Genomic DNA, 18,076 nt, shown 5'->3' with positions numbered 1-18,076 from the left:
TGTTAGGACCGCAGGGATTGCACCAGGGGTCCGAGGTGCCCGTCCGCGGACGCCGCGTCGAGCGCGTCCCGCAGCGCGCCGTCATAGGTCGGGCGCGCCTTCTTCTGCACCTTCCGGCCTTCGTCCGTGATCACGCTGTAGACGCCACGCCGGTCGTCGGGGCAGAGGTCACGGCGCGTCAGGCCGGAGGACTCCAGGCGGGAGGCCAGCCGGCTGACAGAGCTCTGGTTGAGTCCGATGAGGTCGGCGAGTTCCTGCATCCGCAGCTCGCCGTCGTCCGACTCCGCCAGCCGGGCCAGCGCACGGTACTCGGAGAGTCCGATGCCGTGGTGCTGTTGCAGGGCTCGTGCCAGCTCCTGCTCGACGCGCGTGTGCAGTGTGCCGAGCCGGTCCCAGTGCTCCGCGTCCATCGCCATCCGCTCTCCGCTGCCGTTCCGCCGTTTCCGCTGGGGTCTTGACAGCAGCGTACATGCACCAGAAACTTATGTATGTGCATGCAAGGAATGTATGCGCATGGACCTGAGGGGGAGGACCCACACCAATGTCGACCACGACAACGACCGCCACGGCGACGGAGAAGACTCCGGGCGTGCCGCGGATCGAGCGCATCGCGACCACTCCGGACTGGTACGAGCCGTACCGGATCTCGCAGGCGATCAAGGCAGGCGGATGGATCCATGTGTCGGGCCAGGCAGGGATCGACGAGCGGGGCAGAACGGTCTCGGACGACTTCCTCACCCAAGGACGACAGGCATTCAAGAACGTCGAACGGGTCCTGGCCGCAGCCGGCGCCTCGCTCGCCGATGTGGTGAAGGTCGGCATCTTTGTGACGGACATGGCGGCCCACCTCGACGATGTCCTCACGCTGCGCGGCGAGTTCCTGTCCCAGCCGTATCCCGCGGACACTCTGCTCGAAGTGTCCTCGCTGGCCCAGCCGGACTGGCGCATAGAGATCGAGGCCACGGCGCTCGCCCGCAGCTGAGCCGGGGCCGTACGCGCCGCACCGCACGGCACCGATCCGCATCGATCATCCGAGCTCTGTGTGCCTTTGCGTACGGCGATGTGTCACCTCGCCGCCGGAAAAGGGCCGCTCCTGGCCCACCCGTGGAACTACCGTGAGCGGATGACCGAGACCTGGAAGGCCACTGACACCGGAGTCCTGCGGCTGCCCTCCAGGCGGCTGATCCGGGGCCGTGGGCTGCGCAATCCGCTGCCGTCCGGGCCGACGCCCACCTTCGCCGTCTATCTGCTGGGCAAGCAACCACCCGAGGTTTCCTGGGAAGCCCGGTGGCTGCGCTGGCCGGACTTCCGGCTGCCGAGCAGTCATGCCCAGGCCCGGGCCCTCCTCGGTGAGGCATGGGACCGTGCCGACGGCGAGCGGGTCGAGCTCGCCTGCGGCGGCGGCCGCGGCCGGACGGGTACCGCCCTCGCCTGCCTCGCCGTCCTGGACGGAGTCCCGCCCGGCCAGGCAGTGGAGTTCGTACGCCGCAACTACGACCCCCGAGCCGTCGAAACCCCCTGGCAGAAGCGCTACGTCCGCCGCTTCACCGCCTGACCGTGACGGCGGGCCGACTTGCCTCTTGAACGGGCCGGTGCGCAGCTCCCGTTCGACCTGGCTTGCGCCGGCCCCTCAGGACATCGACGGCTCCTGGGCGGAGATCCGGGCTCAAGCAGGGGCCAGGGGCACCCTGTGGCCGGGCGAGGGCCAAGGCCTGACGGCTTCTCAGGTCCGAGGCTGCCCGGCTCAATGCACCAGTGGCAGGGTCGCCATTTCCGCGACGGTCCAGGTCAGCGGGGTCAGCACGATCAGGAGGGAGAGGGTGCGGAGGGCGGCGGCGCGGTGGAGGACGGAAGCGGAGGCGCCGAGGCGGCGTAGGGCGGCGGTGGTGTGGGCGCGGGCGGCGCGGGATTCGAGACCCGCGGTGAGGGCGCTGGCCGTGACACAGGCGAGGACGACCACTGCGCCGACGGCGGTGAGTGGTCCGAACGGACGGGAGGGGGAGGCCTCGTAGACCTTGACCGCGGCGTACGCGGCGGAGGCGACCGCGCACAGGACGCCGAGCGGGCGGCCGAGGCGGTGGGACTCCTCCTGGAGGACGCGGCCGGACAGGAGACGCAGCGCGCCGGGGCGGCCCGCGCAGAGGAGGCGGCCGCACAGATGGACCAGGCCGGGGCCGGCCAGGACCAGGCCGAAGGTGGACAGGGCCCAGCCGGCCAGTACGCCCGGGGGGCTGCCGATGAGGCGGCCGGGGAGGGGGAGCAGTCCGCCGGAGGCGGGGGTGCTGCGGCTGGTGTAGGCCTCGATCGCCAGGCCCGCCGCGGCCAGGGCGATGCCCCAGGGCAGGCCGGAGGGCGGGGCGGACCTGGGGCCGGCCTCGGCGTCCACGGAGCCCGTCTCGTCGCGGGGGCGCAGGGAGACGGCGGTCGCGGCGGCGGCCGTCAGCGGTACGAGCGCCAGCAGCATCAAGGCGCCGACGAGCGGCACGGGGTGGCCGGCGCCCAGGAGGTCGGCGTCGATGCCGAGGGACGAGGCGGTGTCCGGGCCGCCGAGGTCGCCGCGGAGATGGAGGAACACGAGCAGGGCGAGAAGGACGCCGAGAAGGCAGGTCAGCGCGGTGGAGGCGGTGGCGAGGAGGGTGAGACGCAGGGGACCGAGACCGGCGGCGGCCATACCGCGCTGGAGCCGGGCGGCGGGATCCGTACGGGCCGTGGACACCGCGAACTGGGCGGTGGCGGCGAGCGGCGCCGCGCACCACAGCAGCCGTAGCAGCGATTCGTCCCCCGCGGCCGGGTGGCCGGCGGCATGGCCGATGGTGGACAGCAGGAGGAAGCCGGTACCGGCCGCGGCGGTGGCCACGCCGAGGCGGCGCAGCAGAACGAGGGGGTGGGAGCCACGGGCTAGACGGAGAGCGAGCACGCTGCCCTGCTTTCCTCATCGGAGGAGCCCGTGCCGGCGGGTGCGGCGTTCGACGGGCGCCCGTCGAGCAGTGCGAGGGACCGGTCCGCGAGCGTGGCGACTTCGGCGTCATGGGTCGCCAGGACCACGGTGATCTGGTGCGAGCGGGCCGCGGTGGTGAGGGTGCGCAGCACCTGGATGCCGTCGGAGTGGTGCAGCGGGGCGGTCGGCTCGTCGGCGAACAGCACCTGCGGAGTGGCGGCGAGCGCGCGGGCGATGGCGATGCGCTGGCGCTGTGACTGGTCGAGCTGGCGGGGGCGGCGGCGGGCACACATGCCGACGTCGAGGCGGTCCAGCCATTCCAGGGCGGTGTGCTTGGCGGAGCGGGTTCCGGTGCCGCGCAGCAGCAGCGGAAGGGCGGCGTTCTCCCAGGCGGTGAGTTCGGGGACGAGGTGCGGCTCGGTGTCGATCCAGCCGAAGCGGTCCAGGCGCAGCCGCTCGCGGCTGGGGGAGGAGAGGGTGTGCGTGGGGGCGCTGTTGAACCAGATCTCGCCCTCGTCGGGGGCGAGTTGACCGGAGAGGCATTTCAGGAGGGTCGTCTTGCCACTGCCGCGCGGGCCGGTGACAGCGAGGATCTCGCCTTCGCTGACGCCGAGGGAGACCTCGGCGAGGGCGATGGTGCCACCGTACGTGTGGTGCAGGCCGCGGGCCCAGAGAACGTCGTTGTCAGGCGGGGCCACCATCTGCGCACCTCTTGATAGTTCGCGTCGACTCGTTCCCCGAGCGGGTGAACGACCATGGAGGGTATCGGTCACTAGCACGGTAAGTACTGGTGACCCCCGGTATTCGTCGCTTGGCAGCACAACGGCCCAGATTCACTCGTATGGCTTGAAGTGAGTGAATCTGAGCCGGAGGTGTTCTGTTGTGGAGCGGCCGGCTGGTATTCGTCAGCCGGCTCCCGGCGCACCGGGAGTCGGCGCGCCGGGAAATGCGCTGGTCAGAGCTTGGTCCAGGCCTCGGTGAGGACCGTGCGCAGGATCTGCTCGATCTCGTCGAAGACCGGCTGGTCGGCGATCAGCGGCGGGGCGAGCTGGATGACCGGGTCGCCACGGTCGTCGGCGCGGCAGTAGAGACCGTTGTCGTACAGCGCCTTGGACAGGAAGCCGTACAGGACGCGCTCGGTCTCCTCCTCGTTGAAGGACTCCTTGGTGGCCTTGTCCTTGACGAGCTCGATGCCGTAGAAGAAGCCGTTGCCGCGGACGTCGCCGACGATCGGCAGGTCGTGCAGTTTCTGGAGGGTGTTCAGGAAGTTGCCCTCGTTGTCGAGGACGTGCTGGTTGAGGCCCTCGCGCTCGAAGATGTCGAGGTTGGCGACACCGACGGCCGCGGAGACCGGGTGGCCGCCGAAGGTGTAGCCGTGCAGGAAGGTGTTGTCGCCCTTGTAGAACGGCTCGGCCAGGCGGTCGGAGATGATGCAGGCGCCGATCGGGGAGTAGCCCGAGGTCATGCCCTTGGCGCAGGTGATCATGTCCGGGATGTAGCCGAACTTGTCACAGGCGAAGGTCGTGCCCAGGCGGCCGAAGGCGCAGATGACCTCGTCGGAGACGAGCAGCACGTCGTACTGGTCGCAGATCTCGCGGACCCGCTGGAAGTAGCCGGGCGGCGGCGGGAAGCAGCCACCGGCGTTCTGCACCGGCTCCAGGAACACCGCGGCGACGGTCTCGGGGCCCTCGAAGAGGATCTGCTGCTCGATCTGGTCGGCGGCCCAGCGGCCGAAGGCCTCGGGGTCGTCGCCGTGGATCGGGGCGCGGTAGATGTTGGTGTTCGGGACCTTGTGCGCGCCGGGGACCAGCGGCTCGAAGGGGGCCTTCAGACCGGGCAGACCGGTGATCGACAGGGCGCCCTGCGGGGTGCCGTGGTAGGCCACCGCGCGGGATATCACCTTGTGCTTCATCGGCTTGCCGACGAGCTTGAAGTACTGCTTGGCCAGCTTCCAGGCGGTCTCGACGGCCTCGCCGCCGCCGGTGGTGAAGAAGACCTTGTTGAGGTCGCCGGGGGCCTCGTTGGCCAGCCGCTCGGCGAGCTCCACGGCCTTGGGGTGGGCGTAGGACCACACGGGGAAGAAGGCCAGCTCCTGCGCCTGCTTGTAGGCGGTCTCGGCGAGCTCGACCCGGCCATGGCCGGCGTTGACCACGAAGAGGCCGGCGAGGCCGTCGATGTAGCGCTTGCCCTTGTCGTCGTAGATGTTGGTGCCCTCGCCGCGCACGATCGTCGGCACGGGGGCGTTCTCGTACGACGACATGCGGGTGAAGTGCATCCACAGGTGGTCGTAGGCCGTCTTGGAGAGGTCGCGACTCATTGCTATCTCGTTCCCCAGGTGTAGGTCTGCTTCCGGAGCTTGAGGTACACGAAGCTCTCGGTGGATCGGACGCCGGGCAGCGTGCGGATCCGCTTGTTGATCATTTCCAGGAGGTGGTCGTCGTCCTCGCAGACGATCTCGATGATGAGATCGAAGGAGCCTGCCGTCATGACGACGTACTCGACTTCTTCCATGGTCGTCAGGGCGTCGGCCACGGGGTCGAGGTCACCCTCGACGTTGATGCCGACCATTGCCTGCCGGCGGAAACCGACCGTGAGGGGGTCGGTGACCGCGACGATCTGCATCACGCCTTGGTCGAGCAGTTTCTGTACGCGCTGTCGGACCGCCGCCTCGGACAGGCCCACGGCCTTGCCGATCGCGGCGTACGGACGGCGCCCGTCCTCCTGGAGCTGCTCGATGATCGCCAGGGAGACGGAGTCGATCGACGGAGTGCCGTTTCTGTCACGAGTGGCCACGTCCCTCACTGTGCACGAGCCTCGTCAGTCTCGCAACCCCGAATCGATGAAATTAGTCGTGATGGGCTCGAAAATTCACTGATTCCGTTGTTCCTGAGTGGCGGGTGTGTTGAAAACGTGGGTTCCCTGGCTAGGGTGGGTCCATACCAACGGACATCTGACTGAAGGGGGCGCACAGTGACCACCGCACTGCGTCGTCTGCGCAACTACATCGACGGGGAGTTCCGGGACGCCGCCGACGGGCGGACCACGGAGGTGGTCAACCCCGCGACGGGTGAGGCGTACGCCACCGCCCCGCTCTCGGGCGCCGCCGACGTGGACGCGGCGATGGCTGCCGCCGAGGCCGCCTTCCCCGTCTGGCGCGACCTCATCCCGGCCGAGCGCCAGAAGGTGCTCCTCAAGGTCGCCGACCGCTTCGAGGAGCGGGCCGAGGAGCTGATCGCCGCCGAGTCCGAGAACTGCGGCAAGCCGATCGCCCTCGTACGCTCCGAGGAAATCCCGCCGATGGTGGACCAGATCCGCTTCTTCGCGGGCGCCGCCCGGATGCTCGAGGGCCGCTCGGCCGGCGAGTACATGGAGGGCTTCACCTCCATCATCCGCCGTGAGCCGGTCGGCGTCTGCGCCCAGGTCGCACCGTGGAACTACCCGATGATGATGGCCGTCTGGAAGTTCGCCCCGGCGCTGGCCGCGGGCAACGCCGTGGTCATCAAGCCGTCCGACACCACGCCCGCCTCGACCGTGCTGATCGCCGACATCATCGGCAGCGTGCTGGACGAGCTCGGCCACCCCCGCGGTGTCTTCAACGTCATCTGCGGTGACCGCGAGACCGGCCGGCTGATGGTCGAGCACAAGGTCCCGGCGATGGCCTCGATCACCGGCTCGGTCCGCGCCGGTATGCAGGTCGCCGAGTCCGCGTCCAAGGACCTCAAGCGGGTCCACCTGGAGCTGGGCGGCAAGGCGCCGGTCGTGGTCTTCGAGGACACCGACATCCCCAAGGCCGTCGAGGACATCTCGGTCGCCGGCTACTTCAACGCCGGCCAGGACTGTACGGCCGCGACCCGGGTGCTCGTCCACGAGTCCATCCACGACGAGTTCGTCGCCGCGCTGGCCAAGAAGGCCGCGGAAACCAAGACCGGCGCGATCGACGACGAGGACGTGCTCTACGGCCCGTTGAACAACGCCAACCAGCTCAACCAGGTCAAGGGCTTCATCGAGCGGCTGCCCGCGCACGCCAAGATCGAGGCGGGCGGCGAGCAGGTCGGCGAGAAGGGCTACTTCTTCGCCCCGACCGTCGTCTCGGGCCTCAAGCAGGACGACGAGATCATCCAGCACGAGGTCTTCGGCCCGGTCATCACCGTCCAGTCCTTCTCCGACGAGAAGCAGGCGGTGGAGTGGGCCAACGGCGTCGAGTACGCGCTGGCGTCCTCGGTGTGGACCAAGGACCACGCCCGCGCCATGCGGATGTCCAGGAGCCTCGACTTCGGCTGTGTGTGGATCAACACCCACATTCCGCTGGTCGCCGAGATGCCGCACGGCGGATTCAAGAAGTCCGGTTACGGCAAGGACCTTTCGGCCTACGGCTTCGACGACTACACCCGCATCAAGCACGTGATGACCTCGCTGGACGGCTGAGCCGGCCGGCCGGTCCCGCCGGCCGGGGGCTCACCACCGTCGAGCGGCACGCAACGCTCGACACACCGTCGCGGGCGGAGGCCCGGCAACTGACGCTCTGTCGCTTGCCGCCTCCGCCCGCGGCACGTGAGAGTGCTCGCCATGGCTGATCTTTCGCGGCGGGCGCTGCTCCGGGGCATGGGCGCAATGGGCGGGACGGGGGCGCTGGCCGCCATGACCGGATGCGGGGTGCCGCCGGCGTACGTCGCGGCGGCGGACCGGGCGGGTACGGATCGCTCGGCCCGGGACCGCGCCCTTGTCTTCGCCAACTGGCCGCTCTACATCGACGTCGACGACCACGACAAACAGCGCCGGCCCACCCTCGACACCTTCCGGCGGCGCACCGGGATCTCCGTGACGTACACCGAGGAGATCAACGACAATGACGAGTTCTTCGGCAAGGTCAGCCCCGGGCTGATGAACCACCAGAGCACCGGGCGCGATCTCATGGTGATCAGCGACTGGATGTGCGCCCGGTTCGTCCGGCTGGGCTGGGTCCAGGAGATGGACCGGTCCGCTCAGCCGCATGTCGCCAGGTACCTCGATCCGCTGCTGCGCACCCCGCACTTCGACCCCGGCCGCAAGCACTCCGTGCCCTGGCAGTCCGGGATCACCGGCATCGCCTACAACCGCCGCAGGCTCGGGCGGGAGATCCAGCACACCTCCGACCTGTGGCGGGACGAGCTGCGCGGCCGGGTCACGCTGCTGTCCGGACTCGACGAGGCGTTCGCCCTGCTGATGCAGGGCCAGGGCGTCGACATCACCCGCTGGACCGCGGACGACTTCCACCGGATGACCGACCAGCTCCGTGGGCTGGTACGCAAGGGCCACATCCGGCGCTTCACCGGCAACGACTACATCAAGGACCTCGACTCCGGCGATGTGCTCGCCGCCCAGGCCTACTCGGGCGATGTGATCCAGCTCCAGGCGGACAACCCGGATATCGAGTTCGTGGTGCCGCAGGAGGGCGCCGAGCTGTGGGCAGAGAGCCTGATGGTCCCCAACCTCGCCGCCCACAAGCGCAACGCCGAGCAGCTGATCGACTACTACTACGAGCCCGAGGTCGCCGCCGAGCTGGCCGCCTGGGTCAACTACGTCTGCCCCGTCCCGGCCGCGCGCGACGTCCTGGCCTCCTCCAAGGACAAGGAGCGCGCCGCGCTGGCCGAGGACCCGCTGATCTTCCCCGACGACGCGATGCGCAAGCGGCTGGCGATCGCCCGTGACATCACGTCCAAGGAGCGGACCGCGTTCGCGAGGGAGTGGAACGGGATCGTGGGGTTGTGAGCGTGCTGGCCGTGCGGTGCCCTCTGCCGTGTCGCGCCTCCTTGTTCCGGCAACGATTACGGAGAGTAATCAGTTCCCCGTGCTGTGTGACGGTGTGACGCTGTGGCGCTCAGTGCCACGATGCTGTGTAGGCGTCGATCTCGGCTGCCAGCCGGGCCTTTGCGGGGGCGTCCATGAAGGAGGCCTCCACGGCGTTCTTGGCCAGTGCGCCGAGGCCCGTGGTGTCCAGTCCCAGCAGGCGGGCGGCGACGCCGTACTCGGTGTTGAGGTCGGTGCCGAACATCGGGGGGTCGTCGCTGTTGATCGTGACCAGGACGCCCGCGTCGACCATCTCCTTGAGGGGGTGCTCCTCCAGGGTGCGCACCGCGCGGGTCGCGATGTTGGAGGTGGGGCAGACCTCCAACGGGATGCGGTGCGCGGCGAGATGGGCCAGCAGCTCAGGGTCCTGCGTGGCGCTCGTGCCGTGGCCGATGCGCTCGGCGCGCAGGTCGTTGAGGGCGTCCCAGATCGTGCCGGGGCCGGTCGTCTCCCCGGCGTGCGGTACGGAGTGCAGCCCGGCGGCGAGGGCGCGGTCGAAGTACGGCTTGAACTGCGGGCGGGGGACGCCGATTTCGGGGCCGCCCAGCCCGAAGGAGACCAGGCCCTCGGGCTGTAGGTCGCAGGCGATCCGGGCGGTCTCCTCGGCCGCCTCCAGGCCCGCCTCGCCGGGGATGTCGAAGCACCAGCGCAGCGCCACGCCCAGCTCGGACTCCGCGGCCTTGCGGGCGTCCTCGATGGCCTCGACGAACGCGGCGTCGGGGATGCCGCGGCGGGTGGAGCTGAAGGGCGTGATCGTCAGCTCGGCGTAGCGGATCTGCTGACGCGCCATGTCCCGGGCGACCTCGTACGTCAGCAGCCGGACGTCCTCGGCGTCGCGGATCAGGTCCACGACGGAGAGGTAGACCTCGATGAAGTGCGCGAAGTCGCGGAAGGTGAAGTAGTCGGCCAGCGCTTCGGGGTCGGTGGGGACGGCGGAGTCGGGGTGCCGGGCGGCCAGTTCGGCGACGATGCGGGGCGAGGCCGATCCGACATGGTGGACGTGCAGCTCCGCCTTGGGCAGACCCGCGATGAAGGCATCGAGATCGGACAACGGTTCCTCCTGGTCGAAGAGTGCGCCGGGCGCGTGGAGCGGCCCGGTCATGCTATGCGGGCAGCTATGGCTGCCGCCCGGCCGCCTCCCGCAGCTGCTGGCGGGCCTCCATCAGTGCGAAGCCCAGCAGATTCAGCCCACGCCAGCGCGCCGGGTCGGCGGCGCGCTCGTCGTCGGCGGCGAGGCCGATGCCCCATATCCGGTCCAGCGGGCTGGCCTCGACCAGCACCCGGGAGTTCGTGCCCAGCAGATACTCCTGGAGGGCGGGGTCCTGCCCGAACTTGTGCAGGCTGCCGGTGACGACCAGCTCGAAGCGGTGCCGCTGCCAGGTCGCCTCGTCGAAGCCGCGGACCCTGCGCCCGGCGTCCTTGGCCTGCTTGGGGTGCTTCGCGGCGAGCGCGCGACGCTCCGCGTCCGCATCGCCGAACAGACGGGCCTTGCCGGCCATCATCCAGTGTTCCGCGGTTGCGTAGCCGACGCCGTCGACGGTGAACGGGGACGGCCACCACTGGCTGAAGCAGCTCGCGCCGAGGCTGCCGTCGCGCCGTGGGCTGTGGCCCCAGAAATGGACGTACTTGTGGCGTCTGCCGGCGGCGGTCTCCCGGCGCAGTTCCTCGACCGAACGCGGCCCGTCCGTGCTCCGCCCGGCGGTGATCTCCGGGGCGGCCCCCGTGCTGTCGTGCATCATGCCGGGATTCTGTCAGCGGGCACTGACAACGTGTCGGGGTCGCCCACCCCGAAATCGCAGAATCCGTCGCGTAACCAAAAGGCAACAACGGAATCCCTTGTTGAGGGCGCCTTCCTCTGTCAAGATCGGCCATCAATTCCGGAAGTAGCTACGCCAGCCAGTGCCGCTGAGCGGCCCCGGCACCCGGCGGAGGAGAGCACCATGGATCACCGTTTCGATGTCACCGAGCGCTTCGCCGAGGGCGCGCAATTCATCGCGGGCAGTCTGCGCAGCGGCACCTCCGGCCGTACGCAGGCCGTGGTGGACCCGGCCACGGGCGAGACGGTGTACTCCTACGAACTTGCAGGTACGGCCGAGGTGGACGCGGCCGTCGAGGCAGCCGAGCGGGCCTTCCCGGAATGGGGCGGCGCCACGCCCGGCGAGCGCTCCGACACCCTGCACCGCTTCGCCGCGGCGCTCGCCGAGGACGCCGCCGATCTCGCCTACGCCGAATCGCTGAACTGCGGAAAGCCGATCAAGCTCAGCACCGAGTTCGATGTGCCGGGTTCCATCGACAACGCCGCGTTCTTCGCCGGTGCCGCCCGCCATCTGGAGGGCAAGGCGGCCGGCGAATACAGCGCCGACCACACCTCGGTGATCCGCCGCGAGCCGGTCGGTGTCGTCGGCTCCATCGCGCCGTGGAACTATCCGCTCCAGATGGCCGCCTGGAAGGTGCTGCCGGCCATCGCCGCGGGCAACACCATCGTCCTCAAGCCCGCCGAGATCACCCCGTTCACCTCGCTTCTGTTCGCCCAGGCCGCCCGGCGCGCGGGCCTGCCCGACGGTGTGCTCAACATCGTCTCCGGGGCCGGCCGGGACGCCGGTGAGCACCTGGTGGGCCACCGCTCGGTCGCGATGACCTCCTTCACCGGCTCGACCGCGGTCGGCAAACGGGTCGCCGAGATCGCCACCGGCACCGTCAAGCGCCTCCACCTCGAACTCGGCGGCAAGGCCCCGTTCGTCGTCTTCGACGACGCCGATCTGGAGGCCGCGGTGCACGGCGCGGTCGCCGGCGCCCTGATCAACACCGGCCAGGACTGCACCGCCGCCACCCGCGCCTATGTGCAGCGCCCGCTCTACGACGCGTTCGTCAGCGGCGTCGCCGACCTGATGGCGACCGTACGGCTCGGCGACCCCTTCGACCCGTCCACCGACCTGGGCCCGCTGATCTCGCACGCCCAGCGCGACCGGGTGGCGGGTTTCGTGGACCGGGCGCGCGGCTACGCCACCGTCGTCACCGGCGGCGAGGCACCCCAGGACGAGCTGGCCAAGGGCGCGTACTACCGGCCCACACTGATCGCCGGGGCCGCACAGGACAGCGAGATCGTGCAGTCCGAGATCTTCGGCCCGGTGCTGGTCGTGCTGCCCTTCGACAGCGACGACGAGGGCATCGCGCTGGCCAATGACACCCCCTACGGGCTGGCCGCCTCCGCCTGGAGCCGGGACGTCTACCGCACCGGCCGCGCCACCCGCGAGATCAACGCCGGCTGCGTCTGGGTCAACGACCACATCCCGATCATCAGCGAGATGCCGCACGGCGGCGCCAAGGCGTCCGGCTTCGGCAAGGACATGTCGGCCTACTCCTTCGAGGAGTACACCCAGGTCAAGCACGTCATGTACGACAACACCGCGGTCGCCAGGAAGGACTGGCACCGCACGATCTTCGGGGACCGCGGCTAGCCCCCGTCCCCTGGATCGAACCCCCCACCCCCCATGCGGCACCCTCCTCACCGGCCCCGCGCCGGGCTCCCCTCCTGAAAGGCACCGCGCATGGAGCACCACGAGCAGCCCGAACCATTCTCCGCGGCCGAACTGGCCGCCGTGCGCCGTAGCTGGACCAGCGGCCGGCTCGCCATGACCCGCCGCTCGCTGCTGCGCGCGACCGGTGCCATGGCGGCCGTGACGGGGGGCCTGGGGGCGCTGTCCGGCTGCGGCATCCCGCCCGCGAGCCGTACGGACGCGGGCTCGACCACGGACCACTCGGCGAAGGAGAAGCGCATCACCTTCTCCAACTGGACCGAGTACATCGATGTCACCGACGACGGCAAGCACCGGCCGACGCTGGAAGCCTTCACCAAGCGCACCGGCATAGCCGTCAAGTACACCGAGGACATCAACGACAACGACGAGTTCTTCGGCAAGATCCAGGCGCAGCTGGCCAACGGACAGGACACCGGCCGGGATCTGATCGTGCTCACCGACTGGATGTGCGCGCGGATGATCTCCCTGGGCTGGATCGAGAAGCTGGATCCGGCCAACCTCCCGAACGCCTACGCCCACCTCTCGCCGCAGTTCCGCAACCCCGCCTGGGACCCGGGCCGTGCGCACTCCTACACCTGGCAGGGCATCCCGGCGCTCATCGCGTACAACAAGAAGGCCACCGGCGGACGCAAGGTCGACTCGATCAGCCAGCTGCTGGAGGACCCCAAGCTCAAGGGCCGGGTCGGATTCCTCACCGAGATGCGCGACAGCGTCGGGCTGACCCTGCTGGACATGGGCAAGAAGCCCGAGGACGTCACCGCGGACGACTTCGACGCGGCCATCGCCCGGCTCCAGAAGGGCGTCGACCGCAAGCAGATCCGCCGCTTCACCGGCAACGACTACACCACCGACCTGGACAAGGGCGACCTCGCGGCCTGTGTGGCCTGGGCGGGTGATGTCGTCCAGTTGCAGAACGACAACCCGGACATCGAGTTCGCCATCCCCAAGGCCGGCTGTATGACGTCCACGGACAACCTGATGGTGCCGAACAAGGCACGTCACAAGGCCAATGCCGAACGGCTCATCGACTACTTCTACGAGCCGAAGGTGGCGGCGAAGATCGCGGCGTACATCAACTACGTCTGCCCCGTGGAGGGCGTACGCGACGAGCTTGCCAAGATCGACAAGGAGGCGGCGCGCAACCCGCTGATCATCCCGGACGAGGAGATGGCCGAGAGGTCCCACTCCTTCCGCGCCCTGAGCGCCAAGGAGAGCAAGGCGTTCAGCGAGAAGTTCACCCAGCTCACCGGCGCCTGACCGGATATGACCGGCGCGCCACGCGCCCGGCTACGCCACCCCCCCCACGAGCCGTCTTCGACCTCCGACCCACGGGACGACCGACATGACCAAGAACGCGCACACCCAGAGCAGCGGCGGTGACGTCCGCCTCACCGGGATCAGCAAAACCTACGGCTCCTTCACCGCCGTCCACCCGCTCGACCTCACCGTCCCCGCGGGCTCCTTCTTCGCGCTGCTGGGCGCCTCCGGCTGCGGCAAGACCACCACCCTGCGGATGATCGCCGGACTGGAGGAGCCCACCACCGGCACCGTCGAGCTGTCGGGCCAGGACGTCACCGCCCTGCCGCCCTACAAGCGCCAGGTCAACACCGTCTTCCAGAACTACGCGCTCTTCCCGCACCTGGACATCTACGAGAACGTCGCCTTCGGACTGCGCCGGCGCGGCATCAAGTCCGTCAAGAAGCAGGTCGAGGAGATGCTCGACCTGGTCCAGCTCGGCCCGATGGCGCGCCGCAAGCCGCAGCAGCTCTCCGGCGGCCAGCAGCAGCGCGTCGCCGTCGCCCGGGCGCTGATCAACCACCCCCAGGTGCTGCTGCTGGACGAGCCGCTGGGCGCCCTCGACCTCAAGCTGCGCCGCCAGATGCAGCTGGAGCTCAAGCGCATCCAGACCGAGGTCGGCATCACCTTCGTGCATGTCACCCACGACCAGGAGGAGGCCATGACGATGGCCGACACCGTGGCGGTGATGAACGGCGGCCGGGTCGAACAGCTCGGCGCCCCCGCCGACCTCTACGAGAACCCCGCCACCACGTTCGTCGCCAACTTCCTGGGCACCTCCAACCTCATCGAGGCCGAGGTCGTCGAGGCCGGCGGTGACGAGCTGCTGCTCAAGGCGGCCGACGCCAAGCTGCGGCTGCCCGCCGCCCGATGCAGCGCCTCGGCCCGTACGGGCGAGAAGGTGCTGGCCGGCGTACGGCCCGAGAAGGTCGCCCTCAAGCACACCGACGACGCCGGCGCCATCACCGAAGGCCACAACCGGCTGCCCGGCCGCATCAAGGACGCCAGCTTCATCGGCGTCTCCACCCAGTACGTCGTCGATGTGCCGGGCCTGGGCGAACTCGCCGTCTACGAGCAGAACATCGAGCGCGACGGCCGCCTCGTCCCCGGCGCCGAGGTCGTGCTGCACTGGAGCCCGGCGCACACCTTCGGGCTGGACGCCGCCCAGGACATCCAGGCCGGTGCGGACCTCGACGAGGAGGCCGCATGACCACCACCGAGACACCCGCGCCGCCGGACGAGCAGGCCGAGGCCGCACCGCTCGCCCTCCGCAAGGTCCCGGCCCGCAAGCGGCTCGTCCCCTACTGGCTGCTGCTGCCCGGCATCCTGTGGCTGATCGTCTTCTTCGCCGCCCCGCTCGTCTACCAGGCGTCGACCTCGATCCAGACCGGCTCCCTCGAAGAGGGCTTCAAGGTCACCTGGCACTTCGCCACCTACTGGGACGCACTCGGCGAGTACTGGCCGCAGTTCCTCCGCTCCGTGGGCTACGCCGCGGTCGCCACCGCGCTCTGTCTGCTCCTGGGCTACCCGCTGGCGTACCTCATCGCCTTCAAGGCGGGACGCTGGCGCAATCTGGTGATGATCCTGGTCATCGCCCCGTTCTTCACCAGCTTCCTGATCCGCACGCTCGCCTGGAAGACGATCCTGGCCGACGGCGGTCCGGTGGTCGGCGTGCTGAACTCGCTGCACCTCCTGGACCTCACCAGCGCCCTGGGCATCACCGAAGGGCACCGGGTGCTGGCCACCCCGCTCGCGGTGGTCTGCGGACTGACCTACAACTTCCTTCCGTTCATGGTCCTGCCGCTCTACAGCTCGCTGGAGCGCATCGACCCCCGGCTGCACGAGGCCGCCGGCGACCTCTACGCCCGCCCGGCGACCACCTTCCGCCGGGTGACGTTCCCGCTGTCCATGCCCGGTGTCGTCGCCGGCACCCTGCTCACCTTCATCCCGGCCGCCGGTGACTACATCAACGCCGAACTGCTGGGCTCCACCGACCAGAAGATGATCGGCAACGTCATCCAGTCGCAGTTCCTGCGGGTCCTGGACTACCCGACCGCCGCCGCGCTCTCCTTCATCCTCATGGCGGCCATCCTCGCGATGGTCACGATCTACATCCGCAAGTCCGGGACGGAGGATCTGGTCTGATGGCAGCAAACGGGACCACGGCAACCGGGACCGCCGCACCCACCGCCGCCCGCACGCCCAACAAGGGGCTGCGCTGGCTGCGCCGCAACATCATCACGCTCGCGGGACTGGCCACCCTGGCCTATCTGATCCTGCCCAACGTCGTCGTGATGGTCTTCTCCTTCAACAAGCCCAACGGCCGCTTCAACTACCAGTGGCAGCACTTCTCCACGGACGCCTGGACCGATCCGTGCGGTGTCGCCGACCTGTGCGGCTCGCTGGGCCTGAGCCTCCAGATCGCCGTCTGGGCCACCGTCGGCGCGACCGTACTCGGCACCCTGATCGCGTTCGCGCTGGCCCGCTACCGCTTCCGCGCCCGGGCCGGCGTCAACACCCTGATCTTCCTGCCGATGGCGATGCCCGAGGTCGTCATGGCCGCCTCGCTGGCGACCCTCTTCCTCAACATGGGCATCGAGTTCGGCTTCTGGACGATCCTCATCGCGCACATCATGTTCTGTCTGAGCTTCGTCGTCACCGCCGTCAAGGCCCGGGTGATGAGCATGGACCCGCGGCTCGAACAGGCCGCCCAGGACCTCTACGCCTCGCCCACCCAGACCTTCCTGCGGGTGACGCTGCCGATCGCCGCGCCCGGTATCGCGGCCGGCGCGCTGCTGTCCTTCGCGCTCTCCTTCGACGACTTCATCATCACCAACTTCAACGCAGGCTCGACCGTCACCTTCCCCATGTTCGTCTGGGGATCGGCGCAGCGCGGCACGCCCGTCCAGATCAATGTCATCGGTACGGCGATGTTCCTGGTCGCCGTGTTGTGCGTAGTCGTCGGCCAACTGGCCGGAAACCGCCGTAAGAGGAGCAAGAGGAGCTGAGAACCATGGCACGAGCTGCCATGCCGCACCTGTCCGGAACGTCCGCCGTCCATGCGCTCGCGGACGCCGCCCCCACCCCCTTCTGGCTCGACGACCCGGCCCGCCCCGCCGCCCGGCCCGCCCTCGTCGGCGACGAGACCTGCGATCTGCTCGTCGTCGGCGGAGGCTACTCCGGGCTGTGGACCGCACTGATCGCCAAGGAGCGTGACCCGGAGCGCGACGTCGTGCTCATCGAAGGCGCCGAGGTCGGCTGGGCCGCCTCCGGACGCAACGGCGGGTTCTGCGCCGCCTCCCTCACCCACGGCCTCGGCAACGGCCTGGCCCGCTGGCCCGGTGAACTCGCCACGCTCGAAGAGCTCGGCATCCGCAACCTCGACGCCATCGAGGAGGCGGTCGCCCGCTACGGCATCGACTGCGCCTTCGAGCGCACCGGCGAGATCGACATCGCCACCGAGCCCCACCAGGTCGCCGAACTCCAGGAAGCCGCCGATGAGGCCGCACAGCTCGGCCTCGACCGGCACACCTTCCTCGACCAGGACGCCCTGCGCGCCGAGGTCGACTCCCCGACCTTCCTGGCCGGCCTGTGGGACCGCGACGGCGTCGCCATGCTCAACCCGGCCCGTCTGGCCTGGGGCCTGAAGAAGGCATGCCTCGGCCTCGGCGTCCGCATCTACGAGCGCACCCCCGCCACCGCGCTCGCCTCCGAGGGCACCGGCATGGCCGTCCGCACCTCCTACGGCCGGGTCTTCGCCCGCCAAGTCGCCCTCGGCACCAACGCCTTCCCCTCACTGGTCAAGCGGGTACGCCCGTACGTCGTCCCGGTCTACGACCACGCCCTGATGACCGAGCCGCTCTCCGACGAACAGCTCGCCGCCATCGGCTGGAAGAACCGCCAGGGCCTCTCCGACAGCAACAACCACTTCCACTACTTCCGCATCACCGCCGACAACCGCATCCTGTGGGGCGGCTACGACATCGTCTACCGCTACGGCGGCGGGGTACGCGCCGAGTACGACCACCACCCGGCCACGTACGAGAAGCTCGCCCGGCACTTCTTCCGCTGCTTCCCGCAGCTGGAGGGGCTGCGCTTCACCCACAGCTGGGGCGGCGCCATCGACACCTGCTCGCGCTTCTCGGCCTTCTTCGGCACCGCACACGCCGGCCGGGTCGCCTACGCCACCGGCTACACCGGGCTCGGCGTGGGCGCCACCCGCTTCGGCGCCGACGTGATGCTCGACCTGCTCGCGGGCGAACGCACCGAGCGCACCGAACTGGAAATGGTGCGCCGCAAGCCACTGCCCTTCCCGCCCGAGCCGCTGCGCTGGGCGGGCATCGGCATCACCCAGTGGTCGATGACCCGCGCCGACACCCACGGAGGGCGCCGCAATCTGTGGCTGAAGGCCATGGACAAGGTGGGCCTGGGCTTCGACAGCTGAGGTGGGATCCGACAGCTGACACGGAGGGTTGGG

17 protein-coding genes are annotated in these 18,076 nt (G+C 69.6%); 10 read left to right on the top strand and 7 right to left on the bottom strand.

The features are described from left to right. Positions 1 to 2: 2 nt before the first annotated feature. Complete coding sequence (locus tag ACZ55A_RS29085) at positions 3 to 410, bottom strand: MarR family winged helix-turn-helix transcriptional regulator (RefSeq protein WP_468846264.1); 408 nt, start codon at positions 408 to 410, stop codon at positions 3 to 5. Between the two features lie 131 nt (positions 411 to 541). Between ACZ55A_RS29085 and ACZ55A_RS29080 the strand changes: the two genes are divergently transcribed. Both ACZ55A_RS29080 and ACZ55A_RS29075 read left to right on the top strand, forming a co-directional pair. Next, the gene (locus ACZ55A_RS29080) at positions 542 to 982 is read left to right on the top strand and encodes a RidA family protein (RefSeq protein ID WP_468846097.1); all 441 of its coding nucleotides are present in this window, start codon (positions 542 to 544) and stop codon (positions 980 to 982) included. A 141-nt stretch (positions 983 to 1,123) separates the two neighbouring features. Further along, on the top strand, positions 1,124 to 1,555 hold the full coding sequence (locus ACZ55A_RS29075) for a protein-tyrosine phosphatase family protein (RefSeq protein WP_468846094.1): 432 nt from the start codon (positions 1,124 to 1,126) through the stop codon (positions 1,553 to 1,555). Positions 1,556 to 1,744: 189 nt separating this feature from the next. On the opposite strand, the gene ACZ55A_RS29070 is transcribed toward ACZ55A_RS29075, so the two are convergent. The 4 genes from ACZ55A_RS29070 to ACZ55A_RS29055 all read right to left on the bottom strand — a co-directional run bounded on the left by ACZ55A_RS29070 (position 1,745) and on the right by ACZ55A_RS29055 (position 5,731). Then, the gene (locus tag ACZ55A_RS29070; protein WP_468846091.1) at positions 1,745 to 2,917 is read right to left on the bottom strand and encodes a hypothetical protein; all 1,173 of its coding nucleotides are present in this window, start codon (positions 2,915 to 2,917) and stop codon (positions 1,745 to 1,747) included. Continuing rightward, entirely contained in the window at positions 2,899 to 3,639 is a 741-nt protein-coding gene (locus ACZ55A_RS29065; RefSeq protein ID WP_468846089.1) for an ABC transporter ATP-binding protein, read from the bottom strand. The genes ACZ55A_RS29070 and ACZ55A_RS29065 overlap by 19 nt, the downstream gene beginning before the upstream one ends. Positions 3,640 to 3,893: 254 nt before the next feature. Then, complete coding sequence (locus ACZ55A_RS29060; RefSeq protein WP_468846086.1) at positions 3,894 to 5,255, bottom strand: aspartate aminotransferase family protein; 1,362 nt, start codon at positions 5,253 to 5,255, stop codon at positions 3,894 to 3,896. 2 nt (positions 5,256 to 5,257) lie between these two features. Further along, entirely contained in the window at positions 5,258 to 5,731 is a 474-nt protein-coding gene (locus ACZ55A_RS29055) for an Lrp/AsnC family transcriptional regulator (RefSeq protein ID WP_018087114.1), read from the bottom strand. Positions 5,732 to 5,908: 177 nt separating this feature from the next. On the opposite strand from ACZ55A_RS29055, the gene ACZ55A_RS29050 reads away from it, so the two are divergent. Beyond that, the gene (locus ACZ55A_RS29050; protein ID WP_468846083.1) at positions 5,909 to 7,363 is read left to right on the top strand and encodes a gamma-aminobutyraldehyde dehydrogenase; all 1,455 of its coding nucleotides are present in this window, start codon (positions 5,909 to 5,911) and stop codon (positions 7,361 to 7,363) included. 141 nt (positions 7,364 to 7,504) lie between these two features. Next, entirely contained in the window at positions 7,505 to 8,686 is a 1,182-nt protein-coding gene (locus ACZ55A_RS29045; RefSeq protein ID WP_468846080.1) for a polyamine ABC transporter substrate-binding protein, read from the top strand. Between the two features lie 109 nt (positions 8,687 to 8,795). Here ACZ55A_RS29045 and ACZ55A_RS29040 read toward each other — a convergent pair whose 3' ends face one another. Both ACZ55A_RS29040 and ACZ55A_RS29035 read right to left on the bottom strand, forming a co-directional pair. Then, positions 8,796 to 9,866 (bottom strand): adenosine deaminase, encoded by a 1,071-nt coding sequence (locus ACZ55A_RS29040; protein ID WP_468846078.1) that lies wholly within the window; start codon positions 9,864 to 9,866, stop codon positions 8,796 to 8,798. Between the two features lie 13 nt (positions 9,867 to 9,879). Next, positions 9,880 to 10,503, bottom strand: a complete 624-nt coding sequence (locus tag ACZ55A_RS29035; RefSeq protein WP_468846075.1) for an NADAR family protein — start codon at positions 10,501 to 10,503, stop codon at positions 9,880 to 9,882. Between the two features lie 201 nt (positions 10,504 to 10,704). Between ACZ55A_RS29035 and ACZ55A_RS29030 the strand changes: the two genes are divergently transcribed. From ACZ55A_RS29030 to ACZ55A_RS29005, 6 genes are all read left to right on the top strand, one after another. Continuing rightward, entirely contained in the window at positions 10,705 to 12,222 is a 1,518-nt protein-coding gene (locus tag ACZ55A_RS29030; protein ID WP_468846073.1) for a gamma-aminobutyraldehyde dehydrogenase, read from the top strand. Positions 12,223 to 12,312: 90 nt separating this feature from the next. After that, positions 12,313 to 13,560, top strand: a complete 1,248-nt coding sequence (locus tag ACZ55A_RS29025) for a polyamine ABC transporter substrate-binding protein (protein WP_468846070.1) — start codon at positions 12,313 to 12,315, stop codon at positions 13,558 to 13,560. Positions 13,561 to 13,645: 85 nt separating this feature from the next. Further along, positions 13,646 to 14,809 carry an ABC transporter ATP-binding protein gene (locus tag ACZ55A_RS29020; RefSeq protein WP_468846068.1) on the top strand — a complete coding sequence of 388 codons (1,164 nt, stop codon included), beginning with the start codon at positions 13,646 to 13,648 and terminating at the stop codon, positions 14,807 to 14,809. Further along, the gene (locus tag ACZ55A_RS29015; RefSeq protein WP_468846064.1) at positions 14,806 to 15,744 is read left to right on the top strand and encodes an ABC transporter permease; all 939 of its coding nucleotides are present in this window, start codon (positions 14,806 to 14,808) and stop codon (positions 15,742 to 15,744) included. The genes ACZ55A_RS29020 and ACZ55A_RS29015 overlap by 4 nt, the downstream gene beginning before the upstream one ends. Further along, on the top strand, positions 15,744 to 16,607 hold the full coding sequence (locus ACZ55A_RS29010; RefSeq protein WP_468846062.1) for an ABC transporter permease: 864 nt from the start codon (positions 15,744 to 15,746) through the stop codon (positions 16,605 to 16,607). Before ACZ55A_RS29015 ends, ACZ55A_RS29010 begins: the two co-directional genes overlap by 1 nt. 20 nt (positions 16,608 to 16,627) lie before the next feature. Continuing rightward, positions 16,628 to 18,043 (top strand): NAD(P)/FAD-dependent oxidoreductase, encoded by a 1,416-nt coding sequence (locus ACZ55A_RS29005; protein WP_468846262.1) that lies wholly within the window; start codon positions 16,628 to 16,630, stop codon positions 18,041 to 18,043. The last annotated feature ends 33 nt before the right edge of the window (positions 18,044 to 18,076 follow it).

This window comes from Streptomyces sp. NPDC034111 (assembly GCF_055575375.1).
The sequence above is the reverse complement of the archived record's forward strand: the minus strand, read 5'-3'. Positions and strand labels throughout refer to the sequence as shown.